Consider the following 14,998-nt stretch of genomic DNA (forward strand, 5'->3'; position numbering starts at 1 on the left):
TAATGGCTGAGCTGATTTCTAAATGATTACCGTTTTTTAGCTTGGCTTTTTCGACAGGTTTTCTGCCAGTTTCCCAGCGACAAGTTGGAACGCTTCTAGCTCTTCCTCAGACACATTTAACGTCATCTTTTGAAAGATCTCAGCATCAACGGCTTTGATCTTCGCCAACACCTCATTGCCTTTTTCGGTGGTCAACAAACACTGGCTGCGTTTATCTTCTGGATTCGGTTTCTTCTCAATAAAGCCTTCTTCAATCAACGTCTTAATTAAGCGTGTGACTTGTGCTTTATCTCGGTTTAAGAAGTTCACCACATCCATTGCCGTACATGGTGACTGTTTGCTAATGATTTTTATCACCCGCACATGCATAGGCGCGATAGGGAGTTCTAGTTGCTCAATTTGCTCGTGCAATTGACGCTTTAAGATGTGCACAAGATGGAACAGATTATCCAGCGATTTTGGATTCGACATGTAACACTCCAAACAAAAGTGGTTGACAATGTCAACCAAATAACTATAGTTGACATTATCAACTTAATTGAGAGTAACTTCAAGAGCGAGAATTGAATGACAGAATCCTTGACCATGTCGAATGAACTGACACAACCGGCGAAGACGCCACTGATTCATAAAATTGCTGTTGTATTAGGGATGATGACACTAATGGGAGGGACACTGACAGGCGTAATGACTTACATGAACGTAGGCTATTCCGATTCTTTCTTCAGCGATTGGTTGCGCTCATTCTTAATGGCGATTGTTGTCCTTATGCCAACGGGTATGGTGATGATGACGCTAATGACCAAACTGGTTGGCAAGCTATTCAGCCGCGCCAGTGAAAAGCAGAAAAACCTTGTGGTTGGTGTCTTTATGGCGCTGATTATGGAATCCGTCATGGCGTTTATCACCGCCGCTCACAACATAGGGTTTGAGGACGTATCCGTATTTGGATCTGCTTGGTTAAAAGGACTTTTCGCTGCGTTACCTGTAGCAATGGTGTTGATGACCATTACATCCATGACCATCAAACCAAAGATTGAACGCTTTCTAAAAAGCGAGTGAATATTGATTGGAGAAATGAGATGAGAAAAGACAACCACTACCGCATTACTATTGAAGAAGTAAACGTAGAAGAAGGCCGTGAAGCAAAAAGCTTGAGCTTTGAAGTTCAAGATCGCGAAGACATGTTGAACATCGTAGATAAGATCGGCCAGGGCAGTGGACTAGAATCTGCAGATGCGACACGCGTTGGTGTTGCACTTCGTCTGCTTGGCCCTGTGATGATGAAAGATCGCAAGCATCCGTTATTCGCTGATTTCATGCCGCATTTCAGAAACTTCATGCAAAACTTGAAAAGCACAGTGAAAGGGAATCAAGCTTAATCTGGACCTTCTCAACACTTTGAGTCGCTTCAAACACAAATAAAAAGGCTGGTATTAGACCAGCCTTTTTATTTGTGTGATGACTTGGCGAAATTTATTTACCCAAGTATCGGCTTTCTAGATGTGCTTTGAAGTGCTTCGCGTTTAATACTTCACCTGTTGCTTGAGTCACCAAATCATCGGTCGAGAACAGGCTACCTTTGCTCCAGATCTTGTCTGATAGCCAAGTAAAGATTGGTGACAGATCGCCAGAGCGAATCGCGGCATCTACGTCCACGGTTTTCTGCATCGCTGCCATAAATTGCGCCGCGTACATCGCGCCAAGCGTGTATGATGGGAAGTAACCAAAGGCGCCATCTGTCCAGTGGATATCTTGCATACAACCGTTCTTAAAGTTGCCTTCTGTTGACAGACCCAAGTAAGCCTTCATCTTTTCATTCCAAAGCTCTGGAACGTCAGTGTGCTTGATTACGCCGTTCATTAGGTCGCGTTCAATCTCGTAACGTAGGATAACGTGAGCAGGATATGTCAGTTCGTCAGCGTCAACGCGGATGAAACCTTTTTCTACGTGTGTGTAGATTTTCGACAAGTTGTCTTGAGCAAACTCAGGACCTTCAAAGTGGTTAGAAGCCAGACGAGCAAGGTGCTCAACAAATGCTTGGCTGCGGCCCACCTGCATCTCGAAGAACAGAGATTGAGATTCGTGGGTGCCCATTGAGCGAGCTTGGCCAGCCATTGTGCCTGCTAACGATTTTGGCAGGCCTTGCTCATAACGCGCGTGACCTGTTTCATGCACGATGCCCATCAATGATTGCACGAATTCTTTTTCATCGTAACGGGTGGTAATACGAACGTCTGTAGGAACGCCACCACAGAATGGGTGAACACTTTCATCAAGACGGCCGTGTTCAAAGTCGAATTGCAGCAGCTTCATGACTTCCAAACCCAGTGCTTTTTGCTTTTCAGCAGGGTAATGACCGTTCGGAAGCAGGATGTTATTGGCTTTTTGCTTTTCGATGGCTTCGTCAATCATTGATGGTAACCAGGTTTTCACATCCGCAAATAGCACGTCTAGAGAGGCTGACGTTGTACCTGGTTCGTACAGTTCTAGCATTGCATCGTAAGGTGATGTGCCAGTCGCTTCTGCGCGAATTTGCGCTTCTTCTTGAGACAGCTTAACCACTTCAGCCCAGTTCTTTTCGAAGCCAGCCCAATCGTCATTGCCGCGTTGGGTACGCCAAGCATGCTCACACTTAGAGCCTGCTAATGACTGTGCTTGCACCAAAGATTCAGGCAGCAGGTTTGCTTGTTGCCAATCGCGTTTCATTTCACGCAGTACGGCTTGATCTTGCGTTGATAATGACTCTTCTTCTGCTTGTGCAAACAGGTCACCTAAATGAGGTTGAGTCATAAGAGAGTGCATATGCACCTCTAGTTCAGCCATCGCGTTAGAGCGAGCTTCCGCACCGCCTGCTGGCATGACGGCAGCTTGATCCCACCCTACGATTGCAGATAGGTGACCAAAGTTAGAGACTTTTTTTGAATGTTCGACGAGTTTTTGAAATGCGCTCATGTGACTACTCTTTGTTATGTTCTTTCCTTAAACGCCCCAAATGGGGTCCTTGAACGTACGTTCATATCTCTCGACACCGATGCAGAGAAAAAGGCAGCATCAAGACAATGCCGATAGAGAAGTGTGTCTAATTTACTATTTATTAACAAATAATGCAGGTCTATTGTGCACAAATTCAGTCACTTGTATAGCACACCGCAAAAGTTGCTTGCGAATCAAGCGGATTGACGGTATTGATGGGTGATACACAACAACTTATTAAAAGAATATGGATATTTTAAATTTTGAGGCATTTCTTATTGCCATTACGATTTTGACGCTCACGCCGGGATTGGACACCGCATTGGTGATTCGCAATACAAGTCGCGCAGGTCTTAAAGATGGTTGTACAACCAGCTTGGGGATCTGTTTCGGGCTATTTGTTCATGCGCTATTTTCTGCTGTGGGTATTTCTGCCGTTCTTGCTCAATCTGCTGAACTGTTCCAAATGGTGAAAATGGTGGGCGCCGCTTACCTAATTTGGCTTGGTTTGCGCAGCCTACGTGCACTGATGAAGACAAATGGCGGTATTGCGGTTTCTGAGCAAGCGCATCAAGCTTACAGTGGCAAACGCTCGTTCCGCGAAGTTTTCCTTTCTAATGTATTGATCCCAAAAACCGCCGTGTTTTATCTCGCTTTCTTGCCTCAGTTTGTTAACCCGGAAGGTTCTCCGTTGTTGCAATCAATGATGATGGCTTCAATCCACTTTATTATTGCGATGGTATGGCAATGTGGTTTGGCTGGCGCCTTGAACTCAGCAAAAACGCTACTGAAAAACGCGAGCTTTATGAAGTGGATGGAAGGAGCAACAGGTGCCGTGCTTGTTGCGCTTGGTATTAAACTACTTGTAGAAAAGCCAGCCTAATGCGTGTTCTTATTCGAATTGTCATCGCTTTAGTTCTATTTATTGTCGTCTTACTCGGGATCGTCGCATGGAAGACGGTTCCTCAGTTGAACTTCGCCGAGAAAGGAATGAGGTGGGATTGGCACTGGGCTTACTTTGAGCCGTTTTCCAATGGTATCCAAGCCACGCGCACGCAAGATACTAAACAGCTGTTGTTACGTCGCGTTTACTTAAAAGAGTCAACCGCAGTATTTGTCGGAACCACACTAGACAACAAATTCGAGATTGATGTGGTTAACCAAGAAGCGTGTAAGCCTGAGAGCAGCAAGTGGGTATCTGTATCAGTTAATGGTCAACCTATGTCTCATGTCCCAATGCTTTGTGAAGATTCGGGAGAGAGCTACATTTACCGCTTTGTTGGCAGCAAGCTAAGAAGCTTAGAGTTTGGTATTGAGGATGACTTCATTCGCGAAGACTTCAGTCAATGGCCGATTTCAGAGATAAAGGCGGACCAGTTCAAGCAGCAACACTCTTCTTTCTTTAACAAGCAAGGTGATGGTGAAGAGCACCAATGGTTGCGAGATTAAGTTTCTGGTGAAACTTTGAATAGAAATATAAAGAGACAAGCGTTGGTGCTTGTCTCTTTTTATTTGTCTGGAGGTTGAGTGCTAGATAAGCATGAAGCTTTTTACTCTAACCACTTAATCACGTTATCCCACAGGATTGGGTCTACGTTCCTTGCATCGACTAACTCTTTGTCCATGAAAGGTTGTTGATACACTTCGGACTCGCTCATGATGCCTAGTGTTTTGAACTGGCGGAAGAAGCGCAAAAGACGCATAACGCGATCGAGTCGTTCGTCTTGATGAACGCAACGGTTGATGACAAAACCAATTTTGATTTGGCGAGACTTAAAGATGTGTTTCTCGATCAGCGTATTGATGAATGGCAACGACGCATGCAAATCAATAGGTGACGGTTGCATTGGTATGACTATGTAATCAACGTATCTAAGGTAACGCACTAAGTCGCTCTCTGAGAAGTTTGCCGGAGAGTCGATCACCACGTAATCCGTCGCGTTGCTGACCTTAAGCGTGACAGCAATATTAGACAAACTGCGAAGGGAAGGGTTGTAGCTCTGATTCGGTAGTTCATCAATGCCATCGGCCCAGCGATTGGTAGATTGCTGTTTATCGAAATCTATCAATTCTACCGTATGTCCATTTCCGATGAGTTTGCTGGCCAAACTGGCAGAGAAAGTCGACTTTCCCACACCACCTTTGAGATTTAAGACGATGATCTTTTTCGCTTTCGAGTAAGCGATACTGGTTTGGCGTTGTTTTACAAGCGGCAGCAAACTGTTTTCCCCAAATTACTAAATCAGGGCATTATGTACAAATTGTTAACTTAATTGGTTGGCATCCCATAAAATCATTCCTTGCTAATGCTTATTCTGAAGCTCGTTTTCCCGTATTTGATCAGTGCTCAAAGCAAAGAGTGGTCTGAAATGAGTAAAAAAACCCGCGATGGGGAGTCGCGGGCAAGTTGTTGGTGATTCGTTGTAATTATTATTGAGAGTTAGTCTGCTGCCTGAACGGTCATCTCTGCACCTTCAAACCCAAGTGCGCTTAGCTCATTAGCATCAAAGTTGGTGATAACTTCCACATCGCCCACGCGCTGAGTGTTACCTTGCGGCAAATCGTTCGCTGAGCGAGTGCTGATTCCAAGTGGACTCGCTTGGCCAATTTCAATGGTGCCTGCGTATTGAGACTCTGCATAAAAATCACCGGATACGTAGGAATAGAAAGGTCGTAAGCTCGCACCAGTGGCGTATTGCATGCTACTCAAACCTGCTTCTTTGATTGCCCAACTCCAATCCCACCATTTCACTTCACCCGGAATATAACGGTGATCCCATTGGTAACGAATATCCGCCGATTTATCGCTGCCGCGTCCCATAGTAAAGGTGTGGCTTCGGTATGGACGATTGTCTGGGTGTGTATGCCATGCGTTGCCGCCCCAACGAAGGAATCCGTAGAAGTTCACGTCATAGCTAACGTCGGCATTGAATCGATATGGGTAAGAGATAGTAGAGCGGTACAACTCAACACGCACTGGTAGCTCAGAGTTCGCAGGCACCATTGGACGAGCTTGCAGCGTGACTTGCTCGCTGGTGGATGCGCCGTTCGAGTTTGAGAAGCTTTGGTTTGCTTCAAGCGTAATACTCAGCTTGGTATTACCAACTAATGGCCATTTGAACTCGTTTTCTGTCTTCACTTGCTGGGCAAAGCCGTAGCTGTTGGTCTTCGACCAGTTGGTAGATTCGTCCAGTTTCAAATCCACTACGATTTGCTGCGGCGTGTTACTGTAGTTTCTCGCCATAGCCGTGATGGTTTTAACAAGCTCTCGATCCGATTCAACCACATCACCATGCCAGAAGTTTTTGTCGTTGAGGGTGTAGGTAAAGTTGTCGACGGTGATTTTGGTTTTTTCACCACAACGGTAACCACTGCAAGAGCCACTGTTGTTACCTTGAATCACCCAGCGGTCACCCACGCGGTCAACTTTCATGTCTTCACCCACGTATTGGCTATTGTTGCCGCCAACCCATGCGTAACCAAGATTATGCGCAAGATAACTTAATGGGCGAACAAAGGCAGAGCGATCGGTGACTAACTCATATTGAACATCGATTTCATCGCCTTCTGGAATCGCACGAGCTGGATAGTTCGGGATTTCTGATTGTGCTTCGTCCGGGTAACAGAAGGTTTTGCCATTCGGAGTATCACGTTTAATTAATCCATGATAACCCGGTCCCATGATCACCCAATCGCCTTTGAGGCCCGTGATCTGCCATTGACCCATACGAGCAAGTAGGGCACTTTTTTGCTCTTCAGCTTCATATCGGTCAAGTGGACGATAACCTGCTCGGCAGACATCTTCACCTAACTGGTCGAAGACGATTTGGTCTGGATATATCTTTGCATTTACACCACTTGCGAATGTAGACAGGATGGCGGCGGACAATAAACTAATGTTGATGTTTCGCATGAACGTTCCCTCATGGCTGTATTTTTATTTGTTTTATGTGCTCCGATCTCGAGGACAGGTTTACTGTTCCATGCTGATAGGATTGATAGTACTGAAAATAGTTGAAATATTATTACTGTAACGAATCAGTGAGTTGTATTATTGCATCTGTCATTTTCAACTAATGAAATCGATTGCCTTTTGAAAATAAGAGCAATAGCAGGTGGGTATATTCATTAAAGATTAAAATAGAATATTTACTCAATGACGAGGCTGAATATTGTCAGAATAATTTAAAAATCGATTTATACGAATTTAATGAAAGCTAGACTTCAATTTATATAAGTAAAACCTAATTAAGAAGTTTTTCTCAATTGAACAATGCAGACTTAAATATTAGTAATAATTAAATTTACTAATACTTAATTAGAAGTAAATGAAGTAATAGGGAGTGAAGTCTTGTAATGAGTGACTTTTCAGCGAATAAAACTCACTCATTACAAGGCGAATATCAAAAGGGTTATTTCAAGCGCAAAGCTTATCGCTTAGCTAACAGTTTAGTGCGGCCAGTTTGTTTATCTCGGATAAGAGAGAAGGTTTCAGTTTGAAGCAGTACTTCGATATCAAAATAGATAGGGTCATCATTTAGCACGAGATAGGGCGAAAGAAACGAATCATTTAACGCAGGGCGAATTTCTTGCACCGATAACAGGTTCATTTTGCCCGAGACTGACAAGCTCGTATCCGAATAAGGCCGCGACTTGCCCTTAAAGCTGAGGATGATGGGGTTCGACATTGATTCGTCTTGTAACGAAGCGATATGAGTAATAACGCGGTGATTAACCCGGGTTAAGCCATCAATCCGAACGGTGTGTTCATGGGGGAGAATATCGACCACACTGTGGTGATAGCGTTTATCTTCAGTATCGTGATAGCAAGGTAGCTTCCAAGCGCCGAAAAAGACCACGCAAGAGAGTGCGACGGCAATATACGCCTTCATTGGCTTTCCTCCGCAATGAACTGACCGATCGCTTGAGAGGCTTGTTCGAGCTGACCTGCTGACCTGCCGTATAGAACACATTGATGGATTTTCGCGTGTGCTTATTCAACCAAGACAACTCAGAGAACTGCTCGTTTTCCTCGATGTAAACCACGCAATGACACTGATGTTGAGCCAGTAACTGTTCAAGGTGCGTTGATAACTGCGTATTGGGATCGGTGTATACCTCTAGTGTCCCAATAGTGTGTTCATTTAAGGCTTTGTTGCGTTGAGGGTGACTGTATTTGCTATGAAACTTACTCGCACTTATTAGACTGGCCGCAAATAGAATGCCCAATGAAACGATATAGCACGCTAAGTTTTTATAGTTGGTTTCATGTTTGTTCGGCAGTGGTGGTGTTGGCTGCTGCACTGATTTCTGTTGTACTTTTTCATCTGGTGGAGTCGCAGCGACAAGGCATTCGTTCAGCAAGATGCCTTCAACTAAACGATACCCGACTTTAGGGACAGTAACGATAGGGGATTCTTTTATTCCCACTTTGGTAAAGGTCTGTCTGAGTACACTGATGCTCTTCGCCAACGAAGTTTCACCAATGTATTCGTTACCCCACGCAAATTGCACAATGTCTCGCTTTTCAACAACTGCAGGGGAATGTTCGAGAAGCAAAGTGAGGATTTGTGATTCACGATACCCAATTTTTACCGTTTTATTGCTGTTAGAAAGCGTGTTTTTAATAGGGTTATATAAGATCATACGATTATTTTTGTTTTTATTATAAAGCGAAAGAGACGAGTAGAAAGAAACCACTCATCTCTGTTATATGAATAAAGATTAAAATTAGGTCACTTTTATTTTGATGGTTTTAATAGTTAGCTACCTATTGATAGAAGAAACCATAATCATAGTAAAACATCAACTTTGTGCCATGTTAATCTTTCATTTAGTGATATAGCTTCAATGAAAGAACCAAAATAATCACACAGCAATAATATGGTTTAGGGTTTACTAAATAACAGTGATGCTGACATTTAATTTAATATTGTCACACATGTCATTATAAGTTTAATTATTTGATAACTTGGTGGGAATTATTAGCCGAGTGGAAAATAAAAAGTGAAGAGTTAAATAGAATGAAAGGAATAATGGGAAAGGGGTATATAAAAAAGCCCGCTGAGTCAGCGGGCTTAAAGTTTCTAGCTTGGATTATGCTTTCACTGCATCAAAATCATCCGATTGAGATGACGGCTTGAAGAACAGTTTTGTTTCTTCCAACACCACATGGCGCAGAGCAATCAAACCAATCAGGTTAGGAATTGCCATCAGACCGTTTACGATATCAGCCAGTAGCCAAATCATATCAAGGTGAAGGAATGCGCCAGATGCCACCAAACCAACGAAAATCAGTTTGTATGGAAGCACAGCTTTGGTACCGAATAGGAACACAACGCAACGCTCACCGTAGTAGTTCCAACCAAGAATGGTGGTAAACGCGAAGAACATAAGACCGATAGACACCAGCATTGGGCCTAATGTCTCTGCGTTCAAACCAACTGCAAATGCGTGTGTTGTCATCGCTGCACCTGCAAGGTCACTTTGCCATGCTCCCGTAAGGATCAAAGCAAGGCCTGTCATGGTACAAATGATGATGGTATCGAAGAAGGTACCCGTCATTGAAATCAGACCTTGTTTAACACAAGAATCCGTTTTCGCTGCTGCGGCTGCCATTGGCGCACTACCCAAACCTGATTCGTTTGAGAATACACCACGTGCGATACCAGATTGGATTGCTAGCATAATGCTTGCACCCAAGAAACCACCGGTTGCTGCGGTTGAAGTGAATGCAGACACCAACACCAACTCAACTGCGTTTAGCAATTGGTCCGCGTTCATGATGATCACACTCAAGCACGCCAACACATAAAATAGCGCCATTGCTGGAACCACTTTACCTGCTACGCTCGCAATCGACTTGATACCACCCAATGTAACGAATGCCACTAGCAGTGTCAGGATGAAAGCCGACAGTTCACGGTTTACACCAAGAGAAATCTCGCTTGCATCAAGAATCGCATTCACTTGTGGGAAGGTACCGATACCAAAACAGGCAACGCCTAATGCAAATACCGCGAACATGATAGCCAGCGCTTTCGAGCCAACACCATATTGCAGATAGTACATAGGACCACCAATCATTTGGCCTTTGTCGTCAACACGACGGTATTTCACCGCAAGAAGACACTCAGCGTATTTGGTTGCCATAGCGAATAGGGCAGCAAGCCACATCCAGAATAGGGCACCAGGGCCACCAAGTTTGATTGCGGTAGCAACACCAACGATGTTACCTGTACCAATGGTTGCAGACAGCGCAGTACATAGCGCTGCAAAACTAGAAACGTCACCCTGTTTATCAGATGACTTATCTTTACTGAATACCATCGCTAACGCAGTTGGTAGGTGTTTAAATTGGATCAAGCCTAGGCTAAAAGTGAAGTAAACACCGGTACCCACGAGCAAAAGCAGCAGTGGTGGACCCCAGACAAAGTTATCAATGGTTTGAAGTAAAGATTGTAGGTCGTTCATGATTTCCCCTTAATAAAACAACTAATAAGGAGAAGAGGGAAAGGACGAGATCAAAGATCTCGAATAGCCATGCTATTCAAAATAAGGCGGGAACGCCAAATAGTTAGGTTGTTACTTTCCACTCCTCTGTCCTTTTGCCTGAGAGTTTCACCCCGCACACATGTGCAGGACTTGCTCCTTCGGCGACCGATTTAACGGTTCTCTCCAGAGGTTCCTCCAACTACAGTCCCCGCTACCAAGGTAGCACCTGAAATAGTTAATTCTTCGGCGAGTTACTCTAACCAAATGTTAAAATTTGGTTAATAACCACTCTCCTGCAGTCTTCATCGGAACATTTACTCAATCAAATGAGTAAAGGTTAGTTAATGATGCTGGTCACCATTAACGTGTGAACTCTATCATGTTTTGTTACCATTTCAACACCCAAATGAAGATTTATTTTCAACACATTATGCGGGTTTTGTTGTCTTAGTTTCATAGGCTTGCTGATTAATTAAACAAATAACTCTCTATGTTGGTCATTCTTGGTATGTATGGAAGGGAAGAGACCAATGGAAGGATTTGATGAGAGTTCTCTAGGCTGGTGATAAGTTGTTCAGTTTAGCACAGAAAATTGAGCAAAACGGGAGCAATCGCTTCAAAATCTACGCTAAGTTGACCGTAAGCTACGTAGAAATAGGTTACAATGATTCCTTGCGCAACTGTCTATGGAATCGGATAAGTTCTTATTATTGGACAAGGAGACGGTATGACCAGATTGTTAGCCATAGCGGTATTGATTGGAGTAGCGTTTGTGCTATTTCGTTATCGTACCAATGAAAAAGTCCAAAAGGCGACCGTGATTACCTTGATCGGCGCATTCTTAATTTATACCGCGTCAATCATGATTGCGGAACTCACTCGCTAGCAAACCAGTAGAGTCCTTGGAGTAAGATACGGTGACTTCTCAAAATAATATTGAAGACCAAGACGAAGTAGTTGTCATTGAGGAGCGCGATAAGCGTACTCACATTTATATCGCGATTGCGGCTGTATTAGGTTTAGCGTTCGGTGGTTTGGCTGGTTCTGCAATGACAGCAAGTAAGTGGGAGTCGACCTATCAAGTGCTGGAAGAAAAGTACCAAGCACTGGCACAAGACAAAACGAACTTGGTCTCTCAAGTAAAAACACGTGAAGCGGGCTTAGATAAAGAGATCGACGCTAAAGTCGCGACACTGTTGGCAGAGAAAGAAGAAGCGCACAAAGCGGAACTCAAAGCACTTCAAGAGCAACTGACTGAAGTGGAGAAGGTGAACTTGTCTCTTGAGTCTCAAGTGAAGGAGCAGAAAGCAACGTTGAACACGACCAAGAGCGAGAACGACAAACTTAACCGCCAAGCAGACATGCAAGCGACCATGTTTGAACGTTCACGTGAAGTGTTCCGTAAAGAGCTGCAAATCTCCCAAGAGCTTGAGTCACTAGAGAAAGAACGCCAAGCGCTGTTACCGAAAATCGAAACGCTGAAGAAAGAGTGTGATGTTTTCTTAGAAGGTAAGTCTTGGGATGTGAAATCTGACGCCTGTGACAAACACGATGAAGCGAATTCACGACTCAGCCAAGTTGACCAGCTGATCGAAGTTCACAAGATGGACTTGAAACAAATTAAAGAAATCACTGAAGACATGGGGCTGTAGCGTCAAAGCATAGAGCGATTAAGATCTTCAAAGATTTAGAAACAATATTCGCATAGATACAGAAACAATAAAGGAGCTCAATGAGCTCCTTTTTTATGCGCGATGTTTCGCTAGAACTGTTTGTCGTTGGGGCAATTGCTAGGGATCAGATGCGAGACGCGTCGTAGCCAGAAGCCAACAGCAATTCACGCTCGTGCTTGATCAGCTGAGCACGATCCTCAATCAGTTCGTTAAGTGCTTGAGAAGGTTTCCCTGCCAGCGTTTTAAATGCATCAAACGTCTCAGCACTGTCAATTTCATCAATCATGCTGCTGATGACGTTACGCGCTTCGCAAGGGTTATCATCGGTGGTGAAGTACTCTACTTGTTTTGCCGCAGACTTCATTTCGGTTAGCAGTTCTAACGGGCTACTTTCTTTTGCCACTGCCATGTAGTTATCAAGTACACGCTTCGCATACAACAATTCTTTTAGTGGGATATCTCGGCCACTTACAATCAGCGATTCATTAAGGATCATACTTGAGCTCATTGGCATTCCTTTTTTATCAATAATTCAAACTTCTTGGGCATTCGCTTGAGTCTAATTTATTGAAGTCTGAATGGGAATGCCTAAAAAGCACATTATTAAACGATTTTTCTGATTATTTACGCTTTGCTAGTGACTAAGTACGCAAATCGTGTGTTTAGTAGAATCTTCAGAAGATAGGTCAGTCAGGTGCTATGAGTGTTCGATTGCTCTCTGAGTGGATCAAATGTGGCGTTATCGGTTCTCAATATTCAACATTAATTCATGAAGAAGCGACCTGGCGTCACCCCAAAGCTTTGTTTGAATAGATGATTAAAAGCACTCACGCTGGTAAAACCACACTCCAATGCAACGGTGGTGACCGGGAGGTTTTGCGCCAACAACGTCAAAGAGTAGAACAACCTTGCTTGTTGACGATACTCGATGAAGGACATGCCAACTTCATTGCGAAACAAGCGGCTCAAAGTGCGGCTACTAACGTTAATTTCTTCTGCCCATTGTTTCAATGAACGATTATCCGCAGGCTCATCCAACAGTGAGTTACAAACCAGTCCAAGCTTGGCATTGTTGGGAAGAGGGAGCTGAATGGACGCTTGCGGCGCGACTTTCAGCTGATCTAACAGAACTTGAACAATATGCCAATACGCCTTTGTGCTTGCTGAATCGGCTGGTTGCTCAGAAAGATGAATGATCATCTCACGCAGCATTGGCGACACGTTGAGAACATCACTCTGGTTTGGCAGTTCAGTGTCGATGCTTGGCAACAAGTAGACGTTTTTCATTGCCGCATCACCATACATGTAGACCTTGTGGCTCTCATGCGCTGGGATCCACACGGCTCTTTGAGGCGGAACGACCCATAGCTTAGATTCTGTCTCGACCGCCATCACACCGCTGCTTGCGTACACCAGTTGGTTGTGCTCATGGCAATGCCAATCAATCACGTGTCCATTGGGGTAGTGCTTGGGAATGACCACAGCCTCCAAGCGATTGATGCTGGCGTCCAAACTGATGGCTTTGATGTTTTGGCTCATTTGAGCAATAACCTGTCTTAATAGAACCTATAAGCCAAATGCTAGCCAGATAAACTGAGCTTGTCATTAATTAGCTATCCGTTATTTGGTTTGGAGTCGAGATGAACCGTTCCTTTCACGCAGGTGTCCTCAATGTGGGCCATGCGCTTAATCATTACTTCTTGCTTATTTTTCCTTCTGTCGTACTAACGCTGCATAAAGAATGGGACATGAGTTATGCAGAGTTGCTCCAAGTGGGGAGTGGGGCAATGCTGGTTTATGGTGTGATGTCCCTACCTGCAGGTTGGCTGGCGGATCGTTGGAGCCGAAAAGGCATGATGCTCGTGTTCTACTTTGGGATGGGCACCTCTGCGTTACTTACCGCTCTCGCGCAAACGACATGGCAAATGGGATTGGGGCTTTGTGCCATAGCCTTGTTTGCCGCGATTTATCATCCCGTCGGTATCGCACTTATCTTCAGCTCTGCAAACAAAACAGGCAGGGCTATCGCAGTAAATGGACTAGCAGGTAACTTAGGTTTGGCATTCGCTGCAATGGGAACCGCTTTGTTGTGCCAGTGGTTCTCTTGGCAAGCCGCATTTTATGTTCCAGGCCTTGTGTGTTTATTAACTGGGATCGTGTATTGGTATGCATCGAAAGGTGTTACTGATATCGAACATGCGAAAAATATACGTGACGTCGTAACGATATCTTTGCGACAACTCAAAGTGCTGTTCGCTTGTGCTGCGGTGGTTGTCTTCTTTGGTGGTTTGGTCTTTCAATCTACGACGACCTCGTTGCCTAAAATTATGGATGCACAATTTAGCCAATCATTGAGCCTTTCAAGCACATTAACCACATCGATTTTTGTTTGTGCTGCGTTCATTCAGCTTGTTGTGGGTGAGTTGCTCGATCGCGTTGATATCAAGAAGCTGCTCGCCTGCATTGCTGGTGGGCAACTGTTATTCCTGCTATTGGCGACGGTTACTCATGAATGGTCATTGGTTCTTGTGTTTGTTGGTTTGATGCTGTGTACATACGCGTAAATACCAGTGAATGATTGGCTTATTGGCCGTTATTCCGATGCGAAATGGCGCGCCAGAGTCTACGCCGCTAAGTACACATTAAGCTTTAGTACAGGACCTATCGCATATTGGCTTATTGCTACGACCTACGCTTACACACAAGAGTTTGTATTGATGTATTTCATCCTTGCCGGTGGGATGGGGCTTGCATCACTGAGTGCAATGATGATGCCTTCCTCACGCAAGAACACCGAAGCACAACCTGACCTCGCACAGTGACTTTGAACGTATTTTGATTTGTGCAAATTCTGC

At 44.3% G+C, this 14,998-nt stretch carries 15 protein-coding genes, 1 pseudogene and 1 riboswitch; of the genes and pseudogenes, 7 read left to right on the plus strand and 9 right to left on the minus strand.

Going from position 1 to position 14,998, the window contains the following annotated elements:
- Window positions 1-36: 36 nt before the first annotated feature.
- The gene (locus tag ATB78_RS09635; protein ID WP_061008529.1) at window positions 37-471 is read right to left on the minus strand and encodes a MarR family transcriptional regulator; all 435 of its coding nucleotides are present in this window, start codon (window positions 469-471) and stop codon (window positions 37-39) included.
- A gap of 96 nt (window positions 472-567) precedes the next feature.
- Here ATB78_RS09635 and ATB78_RS09640 point away from each other — a divergent pair, with 96 nt between their 5' ends.
- Both ATB78_RS09640 and ATB78_RS09645 read left to right on the plus strand, forming a co-directional pair.
- Window positions 568-1,062 (plus strand): DUF2798 domain-containing protein, encoded by a 495-nt coding sequence (locus ATB78_RS09640; protein WP_061008530.1) that lies wholly within the window; start codon window positions 568-570, stop codon window positions 1,060-1,062.
- Window positions 1,063-1,082: 20 nt separating this feature from the next.
- The gene (locus tag ATB78_RS09645) at window positions 1,083-1,382 is read left to right on the plus strand and encodes a DUF3861 domain-containing protein (RefSeq protein WP_061008531.1); all 300 of its coding nucleotides are present in this window, start codon (window positions 1,083-1,085) and stop codon (window positions 1,380-1,382) included.
- Window positions 1,383-1,476: 94 nt separating this feature from the next.
- Here the strand turns inward: ATB78_RS09645 and ATB78_RS09650 are convergent, their stop codons facing one another.
- The gene (locus tag ATB78_RS09650; protein ID WP_061008532.1) at window positions 1,477-2,955 is read right to left on the minus strand and encodes a carboxypeptidase M32; all 1,479 of its coding nucleotides are present in this window, start codon (window positions 2,953-2,955) and stop codon (window positions 1,477-1,479) included.
- A 268-nt stretch (window positions 2,956-3,223) separates the two neighbouring features.
- Here ATB78_RS09650 and ATB78_RS09655 point away from each other — a divergent pair, with 268 nt between their 5' ends.
- Complete coding sequence (locus ATB78_RS09655; protein WP_061008533.1) at window positions 3,224-3,859, plus strand: LysE family translocator; 636 nt, start codon at window positions 3,224-3,226, stop codon at window positions 3,857-3,859.
- Complete coding sequence (locus ATB78_RS09660; RefSeq protein ID WP_038894035.1) at window positions 3,859-4,425, plus strand: hypothetical protein; 567 nt, start codon at window positions 3,859-3,861, stop codon at window positions 4,423-4,425. The genes ATB78_RS09655 and ATB78_RS09660 overlap by 1 nt, the downstream gene beginning before the upstream one ends.
- A gap of 101 nt (window positions 4,426-4,526) precedes the next feature.
- Here ATB78_RS09660 and ATB78_RS09665 read toward each other — a convergent pair whose 3' ends face one another.
- From ATB78_RS09665 to ATB78_RS09685, 5 genes are all read right to left on the minus strand, one after another.
- Window positions 4,527-5,195 (minus strand): ParA family protein, encoded by a 669-nt coding sequence (locus ATB78_RS09665; RefSeq protein WP_054823518.1) that lies wholly within the window; start codon window positions 5,193-5,195, stop codon window positions 4,527-4,529.
- A gap of 221 nt (window positions 5,196-5,416) precedes the next feature.
- Window positions 5,417-6,889, minus strand: coding sequence for an aerolysin family beta-barrel pore-forming toxin (locus ATB78_RS09670; RefSeq protein WP_061008534.1), 1,473 nt, complete (start codon window positions 6,887-6,889; stop codon window positions 5,417-5,419).
- 517 nt (window positions 6,890-7,406) lie between these two features.
- Complete coding sequence (locus ATB78_RS30090) at window positions 7,407-7,664, minus strand: hypothetical protein (protein ID WP_240537384.1); 258 nt, start codon at window positions 7,662-7,664, stop codon at window positions 7,407-7,409.
- A 124-nt stretch (window positions 7,665-7,788) separates the two neighbouring features.
- On the minus strand, window positions 7,789-8,622 hold the full coding sequence (locus ATB78_RS09680; RefSeq protein ID WP_240537385.1) for a winged helix-turn-helix domain-containing protein: 834 nt from the start codon (window positions 8,620-8,622) through the stop codon (window positions 7,789-7,791).
- Between the two features lie 450 nt (window positions 8,623-9,072).
- Window positions 9,073-10,449: a sodium:alanine symporter family protein gene (locus ATB78_RS09685; protein ID WP_061008535.1), complete on the minus strand. Its 1,377-nt coding sequence runs from the start codon at window positions 10,447-10,449 to the stop codon at window positions 9,073-9,075.
- Between the two features lie 116 nt (window positions 10,450-10,565).
- A riboswitch (glycine riboswitch) is annotated at window positions 10,566-10,667 on the minus strand.
- 530 nt (window positions 10,668-11,197) lie between these two features.
- Between ATB78_RS09685 and ATB78_RS29385 the strand changes: the two genes are divergently transcribed.
- A complete protein-coding gene (locus ATB78_RS29385) occupies window positions 11,198-11,356 on the plus strand; it encodes a hypothetical protein (RefSeq protein WP_005434065.1) in 159 nt (52 codons plus the stop codon).
- 31 nt (window positions 11,357-11,387) lie between these two features.
- Window positions 11,388-12,122 (plus strand): chromosome segregation ATPase, encoded by a 735-nt coding sequence (locus ATB78_RS09690; RefSeq protein ID WP_005443528.1) that lies wholly within the window; start codon window positions 11,388-11,390, stop codon window positions 12,120-12,122.
- Window positions 12,123-12,267: 145 nt separating this feature from the next.
- Here ATB78_RS09690 and ATB78_RS09695 read toward each other — a convergent pair whose 3' ends face one another.
- Both ATB78_RS09695 and ATB78_RS09700 read right to left on the minus strand, forming a co-directional pair.
- Window positions 12,268-12,651 carry a hypothetical protein gene (locus tag ATB78_RS09695; RefSeq protein ID WP_009704311.1) on the minus strand — a complete coding sequence of 128 codons (384 nt, stop codon included), beginning with the start codon at window positions 12,649-12,651 and terminating at the stop codon, window positions 12,268-12,270.
- Between the two features lie 254 nt (window positions 12,652-12,905).
- Window positions 12,906-13,682: a helix-turn-helix transcriptional regulator gene (locus tag ATB78_RS09700; protein WP_061008536.1), complete on the minus strand. Its 777-nt coding sequence runs from the start codon at window positions 13,680-13,682 to the stop codon at window positions 12,906-12,908.
- 101 nt (window positions 13,683-13,783) lie between these two features.
- On the opposite strand from ATB78_RS09700, the pseudogene ATB78_RS09705 reads away from it, so the two are divergent.
- Window positions 13,784-14,965 (plus strand): annotated as a pseudogene (locus tag ATB78_RS09705) (MFS transporter).
- Window positions 14,966-14,998 lie beyond the last annotated feature (33 nt).

The sequence above is a fragment of the Vibrio sp. CUB2 genome (genome assembly GCF_001557945.1).
GTDB classification, from domain to species: Bacteria; Pseudomonadota; Gammaproteobacteria; order Enterobacterales; family Vibrionaceae; genus Vibrio; species Vibrio owensii.

What these genes read in the sequence shown, in the direction of transcription:
- ATB78_RS09680 (WP_240537385.1), bottom strand. Translation starts at nt 8,622, where the DNA reads ATGATCTTATATAACCCTATTAAAAACACGCTTTCTAACAGCAATAAA.
- ATB78_RS09670 (WP_061008534.1), bottom strand. Translation starts at nt 6,889, where the DNA reads ATGCGAAACATCAACATTAGTTTATTGTCCGCCGCCATCCTGTCTACA.
- ATB78_RS29385 (WP_005434065.1), top strand. Translation starts at nt 11,198, where the DNA reads ATGACCAGATTGTTAGCCATAGCGGTATTGATTGGAGTAGCGTTTGTG.
- ATB78_RS09660 (WP_038894035.1), top strand. Translation starts at nt 3,859, where the DNA reads ATGCGTGTTCTTATTCGAATTGTCATCGCTTTAGTTCTATTTATTGTC.
- ATB78_RS09700 (WP_061008536.1), bottom strand. Translation starts at nt 13,682, where the DNA reads ATGAGCCAAAACATCAAAGCCATCAGTTTGGACGCCAGCATCAATCGC.
- ATB78_RS09635 (WP_061008529.1), bottom strand. Translation starts at nt 471, where the DNA reads ATGTCGAATCCAAAATCGCTGGATAATCTGTTCCATCTTGTGCACATC.
- ATB78_RS09655 (WP_061008533.1), top strand. Translation starts at nt 3,224, where the DNA reads ATGGATATTTTAAATTTTGAGGCATTTCTTATTGCCATTACGATTTTG.
- ATB78_RS09640 (WP_061008530.1), top strand. Translation starts at nt 568, where the DNA reads ATGACAGAATCCTTGACCATGTCGAATGAACTGACACAACCGGCGAAG.
- ATB78_RS09695 (WP_009704311.1), bottom strand. Translation starts at nt 12,651, where the DNA reads ATGAGCTCAAGTATGATCCTTAATGAATCGCTGATTGTAAGTGGCCGA.
- ATB78_RS09685 (WP_061008535.1), bottom strand. Translation starts at nt 10,449, where the DNA reads ATGAACGACCTACAATCTTTACTTCAAACCATTGATAACTTTGTCTGG.
- ATB78_RS30090 (WP_240537384.1), bottom strand. Translation starts at nt 7,664, where the DNA reads ATGTCGAACCCCATCATCCTCAGCTTTAAGGGCAAGTCGCGGCCTTAT.
- ATB78_RS09650 (WP_061008532.1), bottom strand. Translation starts at nt 2,955, where the DNA reads ATGAGCGCATTTCAAAAACTCGTCGAACATTCAAAAAAAGTCTCTAAC.
- ATB78_RS09645 (WP_061008531.1), top strand. Translation starts at nt 1,083, where the DNA reads ATGAGAAAAGACAACCACTACCGCATTACTATTGAAGAAGTAAACGTA.